A 16,399-nucleotide genomic window follows, 5' to 3' on the forward strand; every position below is an offset into this window, starting at 1 on the left:
AATAAGCAGTGCAAGATGCTGCGGGAGGAAAAAATCGGAATAAGATTGTGGTCGGCGCAATCCATTTTTCAAAAAATACGAAATGGGAAATAGGAGGGGTGCCGCAAAACGGATCAGGGTTCTGTTCATCATTTTCGTTGCCGAAAGGCTGGAGGGAAAAATCTTTTTCCTTTCCTAATGTGTTTTAAGTACATAACCTATCTTTAGCGTTTCAAAGAGTTTTATGAAACGATTGCTGCTGCTGTTGGCCCTGTTTGCCTGTACCCTTTCCCATGCCCAGTTGCTCCGGTGGAGCCCCCCATTTATAAAAGAGGCCGATGCGGCCCAAGCCCTCACCATTACCCTTGATGCTGCAAAAGGAAATAAAGGCCTGCTGAACCATGCGGCCGGCGATGTATACGTGCACATTGGGGTCATCACCTCGCTGAGCAGCGGCGCCAGCGACTGGAAATATTCAAAGTTTGCCTGGGCTACTACACCTGCCGAAGCCAAAGCGACAACAGCCGGGGCGGGCAAATGGACCTACACCATCAACGGAAGCCTGCGGAGTTTTTTCGGCATCACCAACACAACAGAAACCATTCAAAAGATCGCCATCCTGTTCCGCAGCGGCAACGGCAATGCGAAACAAGCCAACAGCGACGGTAGCGATATGTATATCCCGGTTTCGGATGGTTCGCTGGCAGTGCGCATTACAGATCCCTACTCCGAGCCGCGTTATGTGCCCCAACTGGAGCAGCAAACTTGGAAGCTCAACTCCACGTTTACTTTGGCGGCTGCAGCTTCGCGGCCGGCGAATCTGGCGCTCTATCATAATGGAGCCAAAATCAGTGCGGCCAGTAATGCCACCGAAATAAGTGTTGATGCCTCGGTAGTGGCGGAAGGCCAGCAGGTGCTGGTAGCCGAAGCGGTGGAGGCCGGCGTTACCCGCCGCGATACGGTGCGGGTGTTTGTGGCACCAACCGCCCTACCCACGGCGGCACTGCCGGCCGGTGTGCGGGATGGCATCAATTACGAGCCCGGCGATACATCGGCAACGCTGGTGTTGTTTGCCCCCGGTAAGGGCACGGTTTCCGTTTTGGGCGATTTCAACGGATGGGCGCCCGATGTGAAATACATCATGAACAAAACCCCCGATGGGCAGCGCTTTTGGCTGCGCCTTACCGGCCTGGCACCCGGCACCGAATACGCTTATCAATACCTGGTAGATAACACCCTGCGCATTGCCGATTACTACACCGAAAAAGTGCTGGACCCCTGGAACGATCAATATATTTCCGCAACAACCTATCCGGGACTGAAGGCTTACCCAACCGGCAAAACTACCGGCATTGTAAGCGTGCTGCAGACCCGCAAGCCGGCATACAACTGGGCGGTGCAAAATTTTACCCGGCCCGATAAACGCAGCCTCGTTATTTACGAACTGCACCTCCGCGATTTTGTAGCGGCCCACGACTGGAACACATTGATAGACACCATTTCCTACCTCAAACGGTTAGGCGTAAACGCAATTGAGCTGATGCCGTTCAACGAGTTTGAAGGCAACAACTCATGGGGCTACAACAGCTCGTTTTATTTTGCCCCCGATAAATACTACGGCACCGCCAACAGCCTCAAACGTTTTGTTGATTCGGCGCATGCCAATGGCATGGCGGTGATCATGGACATGGTGCTGAACCACTCGTTTGGTCAAAGCCCCATGGTGCAACTATATGCCAACAGCAACGGCGAGCCTACGGAAGCAAACCCCTGGTTTAATGCCGACCAGAACCCATCGGAAGCGGGCTACCAGGGCAAGCACCCTTTTGGCGTGGGCTACGATTTTAACCACGATGCTGCACCGGTGCGCTATTTTACTGGCCGCGTGGTGGAGCATTGGCTGCGGGAGTACAAGCTGGATGGTTTCCGGTTCGACCTGTCGAAAGGTTTTACCCAAAAATATACCGGCAACGATGTGGGCGCCTGGAGTGCTTACGATGCCGACCGGGTGGCGCTGTGGAAAGGATATTACGATACCGTGCAGCAAAAATCGGCCAGCGCATATGTGATCCTCGAGCACCTGTCCGAAAATAAAGAGGAGCGGGAACTGGCCGATTACGGCATGATGTTCTGGGGCAATATGAGCCACAATTACCAGGAGGCGGCCATGGGTTATTTGCAAAACTCCAACCTGGAAGGTGGCCTGCACACGGCCCGCACCTGGAGCAAGCCGCACCTCATTACTTATATGGAAAGCCACGACGAAGAACGCATTGTGTATAAAAACGTGGCTTTTGGCAACAGCGCCGGCGCCTATAATGTAAAAAGCCTGCCCGTGGCGCTAAAGCGCATGGAACTGAATGCAGCCTTTTTGCTGACGCAGCCCGGCCCGAAAATGATCTGGCAGTTTGGTGAGCTGGGTTACGATGGAAGCATCAACCGCTGCGAGGACGGCACCATTAAAGACGATTGCCGCACGGCGCCCAAACCCATTCGCTGGGAGTATTACTCCGATGCGGCCCGCAGGTCGGTGTATGATGTGTATGCAAAAATGATCGGCCTCCGGATGCACCCTTCTTTCAGGCAGGCGTTTATGGGCGGGCTGTTCGAGTCGGGCCTGGGTGGCGGTTTCAAATGGCAGCAATTGCTTACGGACAGCTCCAAAGTAGTGACCATGGGCAATTTCGACGTGGTGCCTCTTTCGGGCTCGGTGAGCCTTCCCGGTGGCGGTACCTGGTACAACTTGCTGGACGGAACGCCGCTGCAGGCCACCGGCCAGGCGCAAAACTTTACGCTGCAGCCCGGTGAATACCGCGTTTATGTAAACCGCAACCTGAGCCAAGTGGCCCCACCACCACCGCCTCCGGTAGCGGTAACTGATTTTGATGTAAGTGCCTTTCCAAACCCGGCTGTGGCTGATGTGCAGGTAAAGATCAGCAACCCCGAGGCAGGCCGCGTTACCGTTCGCCTGTACAATGCCATGGGGCAATGGGTAGCCACCCTGCAAGATGGTGTGCTGGCAAAGGGCACACATGTGCTTACCTTTAACCGCAGGGGCCTGGCCGCAGGCAGCGGCATGTATTACCTGAAAGCCGTTTCCAATACTGGTTCCAAAACTATTGACCTTTTATTTCATTGATCATGACCGAACAAAAGCTGGCACAAATGAAAAATGCAGCCCTTGAAAAAAGCAGCCACCTCGAGTATTTTAATATTGCCATTTCGGTCGACTGCGTCATTTTTGGTTACGAAGAAAAACAACTGAAAGTATTGCTCATCAAGTCGGATCTGGAGGAGTTTGAAGGCATGTGGTCGCTCCTCGGTGACCTTGTCCGCCCCGACGAAGATTTGGAGGCTGCCTCGTACCGGGTGTTGCAGGAGCGTACCGGCCTCGACAACCTCTACCTGGAGCAGGTGTATACTTTTGGCTCCACCGGCCGCCACCCATCCGGCCGCGTTATTACCACCGCTTATTACTCCCTTATCGATATCAACCGCTACAAACTGCGCACCTCCGGCAACGGCCTGCACTGGCAACCGGTGCACGGGCTGGAAAGCATGGCGTTTGACCACCGCCTGATTGTGGACACCTGCCTCAAACGCCTGCAGGATGCTGTGATGGAACACCCGGTGGTGTTCAACCTGCTGCCCGAAAAGTTTTCGCTGCGCGAACTGCAGGATGTGTACGAAGCTATTTTGGGCGTGGAGTTGGACCGCCGCAACTTCCGCAAACGCATCAGCCTCAAGGGCTGGCTCGAGGATTTAAATGAAATGGAATCCGACGTGCCACACCGTCCAGGCAAGGTGTATGGCCTGAAAAACGACTTCCGCAGCCATGGGAAAAAGGGCGCCCATGCCCCCCAACCCATTGTGTGACAATCCCTTTTTAAGTCTGGAAAAAAATAAAGATCAAAATCATAAAGGGCATTTCAAAATTGTCCTAAATTGTGTCCTTAATACACGATGTTAACGTGTCTTTAACACACATATCGTGTTTTATTTCAAGCATTTAAACTTCAAAGCTTGCTATCATGAACGTGAGAAAAATGATCCGGGCAATTATATTGCCTGTGTTAGCCTTGCTCCTAACCCTCCAGTTATCTGCACAAAATCGAACTATTAATGGCCGTGTAACCGATGCCACCGGAAAAGCCCTCGCTGGTGTAACCGTGTCGGTAAACGGTACCGCAGCCACCACCACCGATGCCGAAGGCAACTACACCATCAGCGTGCCCCAAACGGCAGGCACATTGGTGTTTACCTCGGTTGGCTTTGAGCGCCGCGAAATCAGCGTAGGCGACCAGGCTACGGTTGATGTAACCCTGCAAAACACTGCCGGCAGCCTTGGCGAGGTAGTAGTGGTGGGCTATGGTACCCAGCGTCGCCGCGACCTGACCGGTTCTGTAACCTCGGTTACGGCAAAAGACTTTCAAAAAGGCGTGATCCCCACCCCCGAGCAACTGATTGCCGGTAAAGTGGCCGGTGTGCAAATCACCACCAACGGTGGCGCACCAGGTTCGGGCAGCACCATCCGCATCCGCGGTGGCGCATCGCTCAATGCCTCGAACGACCCGCTGATTGTAGTGGACGGCGTGCCCCTGACCTCGGGTGGTATTTCCGGTGCTGCAAATGCGTTGTCGCTGATCAACCCCAACGACATTGAAAGCATGAACATCCTGAAAGATGCATCGGCTACCGCCATTTACGGTTCCCGTGCCTCTAATGGTGTAATCATCATTACCACTAAAAAAGGGGTGAGCGGCAAACCGCAGTTTACATTTAATACGCAGTTGTCGGCTGCCAACAATACCCGCCAGGTAGAAATGCTTTCGGCTAACCAGTTCCGTGAGTTTATCAATGCCCGCGGCAACTCGGACCAAAAAGCACTGCTGGGCGAAGCCAATACCAACTGGCAGGATGAGATTTACACCACTGCCCTTTCTCAGGACAACAACCTGGCGGTGCGTGGCTCGCTGGGCCGCATGCCTTACCGTGCATCGGTTGGTTTCCTCAACCAGGATGGTGTGCTGAAAGGCGGCAACATGAAGCGTACCTCGGCTGCGCTGAACCTGAGCCCCAAGTTTTTTGACGACCACCTGCGTGTGGACATCAGCCTGAAAGGCGCCATGACCAATAATAAATTTGCCGACGAAGGTGCCATCGGCGCTGCCGTAACCTTTGATCCAACGCAACCGGTAACTACCGGCAGCAAGCGTTATGGCGGTTATTTTGAGTGGCTCGACCCTACAGCGCTGACGCCCAACTCCAATGCACCCCGCAACCCTGTTGGCCTGCTCAATCAGCGCGACGATAAAAGCACCGTATACCGCAGCATTGGTAATGCGCAATTTGATTACCGCTTTCATTTTCTGCCCGAACTGCGTGCCAACCTGAACGTAGGCTACGACGTGATGCAGGGTAAAGGCACCGTGTTTGTTCCGGACAGCGCCGCATCGCAATACCTGCGCGACGGCCAGAACACCGAGTACAAGCGTGGCCGCGAAAACAAAGTGCTGGAATTTTACCTGAACTACGCAAAAGACATCGATGCCATTGACAGCCGTGTGGATGTGTTGGCCGGTTACTCGTACCAGGATTTCCTGGACCGGATTTACAACTACGCCGACTACAACGCAGCCGGTGGACTGATTGCCGGTTCGGAGCCCAACTTTGCTAGCGACCGTCCGCAATACACCCTGCTTTCGTACTATGGCCGTTTGAACTATACCCTTAAAGGAAAATACCTGCTGACCGCAACAGTGCGCCGCGATGGTTCTTCACGTTTTGCCGAAGAAAACCGCTGGGGTATATTCCCATCCGTGGCCCTGGGCTGGAACGTCCGGGAAGAATCCTTCCTCCGCGATGTGCGTGCCCTCAACTCCCTGAAGCTGCGTGCCTCTTACGGCATCACCGGCCAGCAGGAAGGTATCGGCTACTACGACTATATCTCTTATTACAACCTGAGCTCGCCTACAGCCCGTTACGAGTTGGGCAATACATTTTACAACATGTACCGCCCCGGTGGTTATTACCGCGATCGGAAATGGGAAGAAACCAGCACCTACAACGTAGGCCTGGACTATGGTTTCCTCAACAACCGCGTTTCGGGTACCATTGATTATTACTACCGCGAAACAAACGATCTGCTGAACAACATTGTGCAGCCGGCCGGTACCAACTTCTCCAACCGCATTGTGGCTAACGTAGGCAGCATGGTAAACAAAGGTTTTGAGTTTGCCGTAAACGTGGTGCCGGTGCGCAACAGCGACTGGAACTGGGACGTGAACTACAACGTGACCTTTAATAAAAACGAGATCACCAACCTCACCATTGCTCCCGATCCTTCTTTCCCCGGCAACGAGTACGGCGGCATTGCAGGCGGTGTGGGCAACACTGTTCAGATCAACTCGGTGGGCAGCCCCCGCGGTGCATTTTACACTTACCAACAGGTGTATGATGAAGCGGGTAAACCAGTAGAAGGTTTGTTTGTTGACCGTGATGGCAATGGTGTGATCAATGAGCGGGACCGCTACCAGTACCAGCAGTCCGATCCAAGAGTGTTCATGGGCCTGAGCTCCAACGTATCTTATCGTAAGTGGAATGGTGGTTTTGTGGCCCGTGCCAACTTCGACAACTACGTATACAACAACGTGTACAGCAACCTGGGCCGCTTTACCGCAGTGGGCGGTTTGCCCAACATCCTGAACAACGCTTCGGTGAATATCCTCGAAACCGGCTTTGGCGGTGGCAACATCAACCAGCTGATGAGCGATTACTATGTACAAAACGCATCGTTCCTGCGCATGGACAACATTTTTGTAGGATACAATGCCGGTAAAATTTACCGCGACGTATCGCTGCGCCTGAGTGCCACCGTGCAGAACGCGTTTGTGATCACCAAGTACAAAGGTTTGGACCCCGAGATCAGCGGCGGTATCGACAATAGTTTTTACCCACGTCCCCGCACTTATGTATTGGGCCTAAACCTGGATTTTTAATTAATAAAGAGATTGAAGCATATGAAACGTAGCTTTTTCAACATAATGATGGCTGGTGCCGTAGCCGTATCCACGTTGGCATCCTGCACCAAAGACCTGGACCGCCTGCCACAAAACGAGATCACTGCCGAGCAGGTATATGCAACCCCTGCCGGTTACAAACAGGCATTTGCCAAAGTATACGGCGCCTTTGCGCTCACCGGTAACCAGGGCCCTGCGGGCAATGGCGATATCCAGGGCATTGATGAAGGTTTCTCCGACTTTTTGCGCCTGTACTGGAATGCACAGGAGCTGCCTACCGATGAAGCGGTGATTGGTTGGGGCGATGCCGGCCTGCCCGATTTTCACAACATGAGCTGGGGCTCGAACAACCCGTTCCTGCAAGGTTTGTACTACCGTTGCTACTACCAGATCACACTGGCCAACGATTTTATCCGCCAGTCGTCTGACGCCAGCCTGAGCAGCCGCGGCATTTCAGGTAACGATGCCGAGGAAATCCGCAAGTACCGCAACGAAGCCCGCTTTTTGCGTGCCTACCAATACTCGGTGCTGATGGACCTGTTTGGCAACGTGCCGTTCATTACCGATGCCGATGCATTGGGCAGTGTATTGCCCCGCCAGATTCAGCGCGGCGAACTGTTTACCTGGATTGAAACGGAGTTGAAAGAACTGGAAACCGTGCTGGCCGATGCCCGTGCCAACGAGTACGGCCGTGCCGATAAAGGCGCCGCATGGGCGCTGCTGGCACGCAACTACCTCAACGCACAAGTGTACACCGGTACTGCCCGCTACAACGAGGCAGTTACTTATTCCAAAAAAGTAATCGACGCAGGATATTCGCTGATCCCCAATTACCAGCACCTGATGCTGGCCGACAACCACCTGAACCGGGATGAATTTATCCTCACCATCAACTACGATGGCCTGAGCACACAAGGCTATGGCGGCACTACTTACCTGGTGCATGCAGCCGTGGTAGATGGCATGGATGCTACCCGCGATTTTGGTATTCCCAGCGGTGGCTGGTTTGGCCTGCGCACCACCAAGAGCCTGGTACAACTGTTCCCGGTGGTGGATGGTACCGGCGACAAGCGTGCCCAGTTTCAAAGAAATAAACTGGAGATTGATGATGTTAGCAAATCTTCGGAAGGCTATGGCATCCGCAAGTTCCGCAACGTAAACCGCGACGGCAGCATTGCCAAAAACATCGATGCCCGTGGCGATTTTGTTTCGGTTGATTTCCCCATCTTCCGCCTGGCAGAGCAGTACCTGATTTATGCCGAGGCAGTGCTGCGTGGTGGCACCGGCGGCAGCCAAACGTTGGCGCTGCAATACATCAACGACCTGCGCGACCGTGCCGATGCATCGGCTGTAACCAGCATCAACACCGATTTTATTTTGGATGAACGTGCCCGTGAACTGTATTGGGAAGGTTTCCGCCGCACCGATCTGATCCGCTACAACCGCTTTACCACCGGCACTTACCTGTGGCCCTGGAAAGGCGGCGTACGCGATGGCCGTGCTGTAGAAGCATTCCGTTCGGTGTATCCCATTCCCGCATCGGATGTTACTGCCAACCCCAACCTGGAGCAAAACACAGGCTATTAATACCTAACGATTACTTCTAAAAAGAAATAAAATGAGAAACATACTTCAGAAACTGCTCTTGCTGTCGGTAGCCTCCATGCTGCTGTGGGCATGCGAAAAAGAAGAAACAAGGGCTGTGCTACGTTCCGGCGTTAGCCCGCAGCTGGCTGTTTCGGCCACTACCCTGGAACTAAAGCAGGAGGATGCCGATAAAGCAGCCGCCAGCTTTACCTGGCCTGCGGTGGATTATGGCTTTACCGATGCTATTGGCTATGTGCTGCAGGTAGCAAAATCGGGAACCAATTTTGCCGGTGCATCCACTGTTGAAATTGGCGTGAACAAAAGCGACCTGAAGAAAGAATTCAAGGTGGCCGAACTGAACGCCGAACTGAATAAGATCCTGACTCCCGGCCTGAGCCAGGAAGTGGAAGTGCGCCTGAAAAGCAATACCATCAACCCCATTTATTCCAATACGGTTAAAATGATGGTGCGCCCTTACCGGGTTCGTATTTTCTACACATTCCCGCAAGCCATCAATGTGGCCGGCAACTTCCAGGACTGGAACCCCGGTGCCGCTCCGCAACTTGTATCTGTAAACAACAATGGCGAATACGAAGGATTTATCAATTTCTCCAATGCTGCCAACCCCGAGTTCAAGCTGGTTAAAGGGGCCGAGTGGGGTGCCGGCGACTTTGGTTCGCCCAGTGCCGGAAAACTGGGCAATGGCGGCGATAACCTGAAGATCACCACCGGCGCAGGCATCTACCTGCTCCGCGCCAACACAACGGCAATGACCTGGAGCGCCACTAAAGTAAATGGCATTGGCCTTATTGGCAGCGCTGTACCCACCACCGGTTGGGACAGCGACCGCGATATGGCCTTCGATGCAGCTAGCGGCACCTACAGCATTACGCTGGACCTGAACGCCGGCGAGATCAAGTTCCGTGCAAACGATGCATGGGCGCTTGACCTGGGCGATAACAGCAACCCCAATGATGGCCGCCCCGAAATTGGCGGCAGCAACATCAAGATCGATGCGGCTGGCAACTACACCATTACCCTCGACCTGCTGGTTGGCGGTAACTGGGTGTACACCATCAAAAAGAACTAAGCAAGACACCTTCCCCTGATAAAGGCCGCTCCAACAGGGGCGGCCTTTTTACTTACCTAAATTTTTGATCATAACGCTGCAGCATAGCCGTAAAAAAAAGACGGTTGGGTGGCAGCAGTACATTTGCAGGTATGAGGATACTGATATTGATTTTGTTGTGTGTGCTGGCCGCGGCAAGCGGCTCTGCGCAGAAAAAAGGAACGGCGGCCAACCCGGTTTTTGTAGATAAGAGCGGTGTTTTAAAATGGACCGCAACGGGTAAGGAAGCCCAGTTTTTTGGCGTTAACTACACCGTGCCCTTTGCCTATGGATACCGGTCGCACAAGGCACTGGGCATTGATCCCGAAAAAGCCATCGATGCCGATGTGTATCATATGGCCCGCCTGGGTTTCGACGCATTCCGGGTGCATGTATGGGATACTGAGATTGCCGACAGCGCCGGCAACTTGTTGGAAAACGAACACCTGCGGCTGTTTGATTACCTGTTGTATAAATTAAAGGAACAGGGCATTAAAATCCTGATCACACCGTTGGCTTTTTGGGGCAACGGCTACCCCGAACCGGACCAGAACACCGGCTCATTTTCCAGCATTTGGAACAAACAAAAAGTGTTGGTAACCGAAGCCGCCATCAAAGCGCAGGAGCGGTACCTGCAACAATTTTTCAGGCATGTAAACCCATACACCAAAACCACCTATGGCGCCGACCGGGATGTGATTGGCATGGAGATAAACAACGAGCCGCACCATAGCGGTCCGCAGCAGGGCGCTACCAATTATGTGCAACGCATGGCCGCAGCAGTGCGCAGCACGGGCTGGACCAAACCTATTTTTTACAACATTTCCGAATCGCCCAACTATGCCGGTGCGGTGGTTAAAGCGGACGTGGATGGGCACAGCTTTCAATGGTACCCCACGGGGCTGGTGGCCAACCGCACCCTGCAGGGCAACTACCTGCCGCATGTAGACCGGTACGCCATTCCATTTGGGGATACGATTGCAGCTTTTAACAAGCGGGCTAAAATGGTGTACGAGTTTGATGCCGGCGATGTGCTGGGCTCGTATATGTACCCTGCAATGGCCCGTGCATTCAGGGGTGCGGGTTTTCAGTGGGCCACGCAGTTTGCCTACGACCCGCTGTACACTGCCCATGCCAATACTGAGTACCAAACCCATTATGTAAATATTGCCTACACGCCGGGCAAAGCCATTTCCTTGATGATTGCCGGCCATGCCTTCCGCAACTTGCCGCGCAACCGCAGCTATGGCGCTTACCCGGCCGACACGGTGTTTGGCGCTTTCCGAGTATCGTATGCGCAGGACCTCAGCGAAATGAGTGCCGGCGAAGCCTTTTTGTATTCCAACAATACGGCAACACAACCAGTAAACAAGGCAACACTAAGGCAGATAGCTGGCGTGGGCAATTCGCCGATAGTGCAATACAGCGGCACCGGCGCTTATTTTTTAGATAAGGTAAAAGACGGCGTTTGGCGCTTGGAAGTGCTGCCTGATGTGTTTCAACTGAGCGATCCTTTTGCAAAAGCGTCGCCGCGCAAAACAGTGCGCCGCCTGGTAGTTGCGCAGCGCACCATGAAACTGCAACTGCCCGGCCTGGATGGCGGCTTTGTTGTAAAGGATGCTGCTGGTGCGCAACAAGCGGGGAGCAGTACAGGCTTTTCTGTTTTACCCGGCGTGTATTATTTGGTAAAAAACGGAACCACTTATGTGCCCGAACAGAAAGCATTTAGCGTAGCGTACCCGGTGGCCGCATTGCCTGCCGATTCGGTGCTGCTGACCCATACGCCGGCGCTCTATGCCGATGAAGGCGGCAGCCTGCAAATAGCTGCACAGGTAGCCGGCGCCGATACGGTTCGGCTGGAGCTGCGCCATCCACAAGCCGGCTGGCAAACGGTAGTGATGCAGCAGGGCGACGGATTTTTATACACAGCCCGGGTGCCCCAACAAATGATGCAAGCGGGTCCGCTGGCTTACCGCATTTTAGCAACGGCCAAAAACGGAACGACCTGGGCTTTCCCCAGCGGTATCGCTGGTGCACCTTATGGGTGGGATGCATTGCCTGCCCAAACATGGCAAACGGTGATCCTGCCCAAAACGGCACCGGTCAGCTTGTTCCAGGCTGCTACCGATGAAGCAGCCATCCGTGTGTTTACCACCAATTGGCAGCAAAATAGCTTGCAGTACGGCGCAGCCACCCAATACCCGTACATCACCCAAGTGATGCAGGTGAGCCATACCGATGCCGCTGATAAGCGACCACCGCTTGCCTGGCAAATGTTTGTAGGCAATCAAGTAGAGCAGCGCAGCCAGGCAGCCGCCAGCGCCAGCAAGGTAGGGGTGATAGCACAGGGCAGCCCAGGATCAACGGTGCAATTGCACCTGGTAACGGCAACCGGCGCAGCATACACTGCCTCCATCAATTTTACCGACAGCACCATGCGGTTGTACGAGCTGCCGCTTTCCGCATTCAAGCCTACGGAAATGTTGCTGCTGCCGCGGCCGTACCCGGGCTTCCAGCCGCTGCATTTACCATTGGTAAAAGAAAGCCGCCTCGCACCGGAACGGATAGAGCTGTTGCAAGTGGTTGTTGGCGATGGGGCGAAACAAACTTCGCCGGTGACAATTCAATTGCAATCGATTGTGCTGCAATAGAAATTTGAAAGAAAGGAGAAATTGTTGGTTAGCAAGTGGCCGAAATTGGAGCACTGCCAAATTGATAATAGGTCGTGTTTTTGACCTTTTGGGTTGTCATGCCGAACTCGTTTCGGCATCTCCTTGTGCTTTGGTAAACTCCGCGAGATGACGGGGATGCCGAAACGAGTTCGGCATGACAGCTAACAACGGTAAACGTTTTCCTACAGATGCACGGGTAAAGTTCAATAGCGATACAGAACGTACAAGTGTGCGACGCAACAGCAGCCCAATAGCATTCCCGATGCCGGGTACATAAAAATAAAACAGCCACTCAGGTGAGTGGCTGCAAATAAAATACCGTTGCAAATCTGTGCTGCTTACAAACCGCTGATGGTGAGGCCAACGGTCAGCGGACGGATTTGTGCGGCTACGCCTTCTTTAAACAGCGGTGTGGCGGCGTAGGAGCCAAAGAGGCTGAAGTTGCCATAGCCCACGCGGCCGGTCAGCGAAATGCGGTTGCTGTTGAAATATTGCTTGGAATGCATCTTTTGGGTGTGGTTGCCAATGTCGTTGCCGTTGCGGTTTTCGAGGCCTTTGCCCTTGGTGTGGGCATTTACCAGCAAGCCCACTTTTACGCCAATGGCTGCTTTAAAGCTGCGGCGGTCGTTTTCGGGGTTACTGCGAAAACGCAACTCGATGGGCGCCTCAATGTAGGTGGTGTGCACCTTGTATTTTTTATAATGGTTGGTATCGGAGAGGTCGCGAAACTGCAGGTTTGTGGAATTGCCTGCGAGTTCAACGCTCATTTTGTCGAAAAACACGTTGTCGGTAGCCACGCCGGCGCCAATGGCGGTGCTGAAGCGGGTGTTGGTTTTAAACGGAAAATCGAACAGGAAATACATGTTGAAGGTGCGGGGCAGGCCGCCCAGTTGCAACGAATCGGGGGCACCCAGCCAAGTGGTGTGGCCTAGCTGCAGCATAAAATGATCGTTGGCGCGGGGCAGGGGCACTGTGGTTTTGGGCCGCGGGGTGGTGGTATCGGTTTGGGCAAAAAGGGCCAGCGAACAAATCATTGCTAAAGCAGTAAGCGCAAAATATTTCATATCAGGTGTTAAAAATCAAATGTAGGGGCCGTGCCGTTAAGGAAAGGTTAAGCAGCCGCAAAGCCTTTGGCGGTGCAGCATGCGGGGCAAAAGTAGCATATTTGGGCCTGTTGGCGAAAGTGCTTTTGCGGTGGCTTTGGCTAAATGTTGGTTTGGTGCGTTAGCGGGCAAAAGTTTAAATAGCGCAATTTCCGTCAGCATTTTTTGCAAGGGAAGAATGAGTGGTGCAAGCTGCAGGAGATGCTGTTGTTGGAACGTCTGATCCATTTTATCAATAAAATGCACCTGTTGCCCTGTGCTGATTGCACAGCCATATTTTCGGTTGTCCGTGCCCGTTTATTAACATGCATTTAATACCGTGCTTGCCCCTATGCCGATACATTTGTCCCTGCAAAACGTTTTTCTCATGTGAACCCCTGTTTCTACAGGGGTTTTTTATGGCGGTGCCCCCAACGCGTTTGGCCCATTTTTCGAATCATCATTTTTAAGCCCGGCTTTCCCGGTTAACGGAGGGGTTTGTATATTGCACCTTCCAAAAAACTTTAGGTATGGAGTATAACAGAATTGTAGCGATCACCGGCCTTTCCGGATTGTTTGAAATACTGAGTAGCAAAAACGATGGCGCACTGGTGCGTTCGCTGGCCGATAATTCAACAAAATTTGTGGCTTCGCGGGTGCACAACCTGTCGCACCTCGAAAGCATTGAAGTTTATACCATTCGCGACAACGTGAACTTGGCCGACATTTTCCTGGCCATGAAAGAAAGCAGCGAGGCCCTGCCCGATGCCAAGGACAACAAAGCCCTGAAAGCTTATTTTGAAAAAGTGTACCCCGACCTGGATTTTGAGCGGGTTTATGCCAGCGACATGAAGAAAATGGTGAAATGGTTTGAAGTGCTGCGCGATGCCAACATTGAAATTAAAGCCGCAGAAGCTGAAACTGATGAGGCCGAAGCCGAACCGCTGGAAACCGAGAACGTACCGGAGCCGGTAACCGCCGAAGCCAAACCGGAAAAAGCCCCCAAGAAAGGAAAGAAAGCAGAATAAATTAAAACGGAAAGGAGAGAAAAGAGGCACACTCTTTCACTCCTTTTCTTTTTTCAGGGATTTTTTATTGTAAGTAAACCCGCAACTATATGACCTATACAGCCGATATAGAAAAGCTGCCGCGCAAATTTTTACCGGCAGATTTTACCATCACCGACTGGCCGTCGCTGGAGCCTTTTTTGCAAAACCTGCTCGACCGGCCCATCAACAACGCCACTGAGCTGGAGCACTGGCTGCAGGACCTAAGCGAAGTGGAAGCCGTGATTGGCGAAGACGCCGCGTGGCGCCAGATCCGCATGACCTGCGACACAGAAAACAAAGAGCTGGAAGAAGCCTTCAATTATTTTGTGCTGCAGATACAGCCGCATATTCAGCCTTATGCCGATAAAATAAACCGCAAGCTGATGGAAAGCCCATTTGTTTCCGAGCTTGAAGGCGAAGGCTATCAAACCTACCTGCGCACCGTCAAGAAAAACATCGAATTGTTTCGCGAAGAGAACATCCAGCTGCAGGCCGATATTGCCGTTCAGGCGCAGCAGTTTGGCGTTATTTCGGGTAAAATGACCATCGAGGTAGATGGCAAAGAATACACGCTGCAACAGGCCGCCAAGTTTTTGGAAAACCCCGACCGCAGCCTGCGCGAATCGGTTTATCGCAAAATTCAGGAACGCCGTCTGCAGGATAAAGAGCAGCTCAATGACCTGTTTACCTCGCTGGTGGAAAAACGTACGCAGGTGGCCCGCAACGCCGGTTTCGACAATTACCGCGACTATAAGTTTGTGGAACTGGGCCGCTTTGATTACACCAAGGAAGATTGCCTGCAGTTTCATGAAGCAGTAAAAACAAGCGTGCTGCCGCTGGTTGATTTTATTTACGACCGCAAACGCCAGCGCCTCGGCCTCGATGCACTGCGCCCCTGGGATGTGGATGCAGAGCCCGAAGGCGTGCAGCCGCTGCGGCCATTTCAAACCGGCGAGGAACTAACGGAAAAGACCATTGATTGTTTCCGCCGCATGAACCCGTTTTTTGCCGAATGCCTGCTGAAGATGCGGGAAATGGGCCGCCTCGATCTGGACAGCCGCAAAGGCAAGGCGCCAGGCGGCTACAATTGCCCGCTGCCCGAAACCGGCGCACCATTTATTTTTATGAATGCCGCCGGCCAAATGCATGATGTAACCACTATGGTGCACGAAGGCGGGCACGCCATTCATTCGTTCCTGGCGCATCCGCTGCAATTGACGGCGTTTAAAGAATATCCCATGGAAATTGCCGAAGTGGCCTCCATGACCATGGAGCTGTTCAGCATGGATTACTGGGATACATTTTTTGACAATGAAGAAGACCTGCGCCGCGCAAAGGAGCACCAACTGGAACGGGTACTGACCATTTTCCCGTGGATTGCCACGATCGATAAGTTTCAGCACTGGGTGTACGAACACCCCACCCACACACTGGAAGAACGTGCCGAAAACTGGCGCCGTATTGTAAACGAGTTTACCTCTATTGCCATGGATGTAAGCGGGCTGGAAGAATACCGCCGCTACGGCTGGCAGCGCCAGTTGCACCTCTACGAAGTGCCGTTTTATTATATTGAATACGGCATTGCACAACTGGGTGCCATCGGCCTGTGGAAGCAGTACAAGGAAAACAAAGACGTAGCTGTTCAAAACTACATCAATGCACTAAGTTTGGGCGGCACCCGCACCCTGCCCGAGTTATATGAAGCTGCAGGTTTGCGTTTCGATTTTTCGCCTAACCATATCAGTGAGTTGATGCTGTTTGTGCAGCAGGAAATGGAAGCCATTTCGCGGCCATCGGAATCGGGTGTGGCTTGATAATTTGATGTTTTGAATGTGTTATATAAAAGCGGGATAAACTGATTGCGGTTTATCCCGCTTTTTGTTTTTACATAAATACAAGCCTG

10 protein-coding genes are annotated in these 16,399 nt (G+C 52.9%); 8 read left to right on the top strand and 2 right to left on the bottom strand.

What is annotated here, in order from left to right; all coding sequences use genetic code 11:
• Positions 1 to 223: 223 nt before the first annotated feature.
• From EPD17_RS03195 to EPD17_RS03220, 6 genes are all read left to right on the top strand, one after another.
• Positions 224 to 3,118: an alpha-amylase family glycosyl hydrolase gene (locus EPD17_RS03195; RefSeq protein ID WP_132051712.1), complete on the top strand. Its 2,895-nt coding sequence runs from the start codon at positions 224 to 226 to the stop codon at positions 3,116 to 3,118.
• A gap of 2 nt (positions 3,119 to 3,120) precedes the next feature.
• On the top strand, positions 3,121 to 3,855 hold the full coding sequence (locus EPD17_RS03200; RefSeq protein ID WP_132051714.1) for an NUDIX hydrolase: 735 nt from the start codon (positions 3,121 to 3,123) through the stop codon (positions 3,853 to 3,855).
• A gap of 155 nt (positions 3,856 to 4,010) precedes the next feature.
• Positions 4,011 to 6,977 carry a SusC/RagA family TonB-linked outer membrane protein gene (locus EPD17_RS03205; RefSeq protein WP_132051716.1) on the top strand — a complete coding sequence of 989 codons (2,967 nt, stop codon included), beginning with the start codon at positions 4,011 to 4,013 and terminating at the stop codon, positions 6,975 to 6,977.
• 21 nt (positions 6,978 to 6,998) lie between these two features.
• Positions 6,999 to 8,585, top strand: a complete 1,587-nt coding sequence (locus tag EPD17_RS03210; RefSeq protein WP_132051718.1) for a RagB/SusD family nutrient uptake outer membrane protein — start codon at positions 6,999 to 7,001, stop codon at positions 8,583 to 8,585.
• A 31-nt stretch (positions 8,586 to 8,616) separates the two neighbouring features.
• Complete coding sequence (locus EPD17_RS03215; RefSeq protein WP_132051720.1) at positions 8,617 to 9,675, top strand: SusE domain-containing protein; 1,059 nt, start codon at positions 8,617 to 8,619, stop codon at positions 9,673 to 9,675.
• 131 nt (positions 9,676 to 9,806) lie between these two features.
• Positions 9,807 to 12,344: a cellulase family glycosylhydrolase gene (locus EPD17_RS03220; protein ID WP_132051722.1), complete on the top strand. Its 2,538-nt coding sequence runs from the start codon at positions 9,807 to 9,809 to the stop codon at positions 12,342 to 12,344.
• Positions 12,345 to 12,703: 359 nt separating this feature from the next.
• Here EPD17_RS03220 and EPD17_RS03225 read toward each other — a convergent pair whose 3' ends face one another.
• Together EPD17_RS03225 and EPD17_RS03230 are read right to left on the bottom strand one after the other, a co-directional pair.
• Positions 12,704 to 13,429: an outer membrane beta-barrel protein gene (locus tag EPD17_RS03225; RefSeq protein WP_132051724.1), complete on the bottom strand. Its 726-nt coding sequence runs from the start codon at positions 13,427 to 13,429 to the stop codon at positions 12,704 to 12,706.
• Positions 13,430 to 13,465: 36 nt separating this feature from the next.
• Positions 13,466 to 13,696 (bottom strand): hypothetical protein, encoded by a 231-nt coding sequence (locus EPD17_RS03230; protein ID WP_132051726.1) that lies wholly within the window; start codon positions 13,694 to 13,696, stop codon positions 13,466 to 13,468.
• 281 nt (positions 13,697 to 13,977) lie between these two features.
• Here EPD17_RS03230 and EPD17_RS03235 point away from each other — a divergent pair, with 281 nt between their 5' ends.
• Positions 13,978 to 14,475, top strand: a complete 498-nt coding sequence (locus EPD17_RS03235) for a DUF5606 family protein (protein WP_114237133.1) — start codon at positions 13,978 to 13,980, stop codon at positions 14,473 to 14,475.
• An 89-nt stretch (positions 14,476 to 14,564) separates the two neighbouring features.
• On the top strand, positions 14,565 to 16,310 hold the full coding sequence (locus EPD17_RS03240; RefSeq protein ID WP_132051728.1) for a M3 family oligoendopeptidase: 1,746 nt from the start codon (positions 14,565 to 14,567) through the stop codon (positions 16,308 to 16,310).
• Positions 16,311 to 16,399: the final 89 nt, after the last annotated feature.

The organism is Pseudocnuella soli (genome assembly GCF_004347775.1).
Taxonomy (GTDB): Bacteria; Bacteroidota; Bacteroidia; order Chitinophagales; family Chitinophagaceae; genus Flavisolibacter; species Flavisolibacter aquaticus.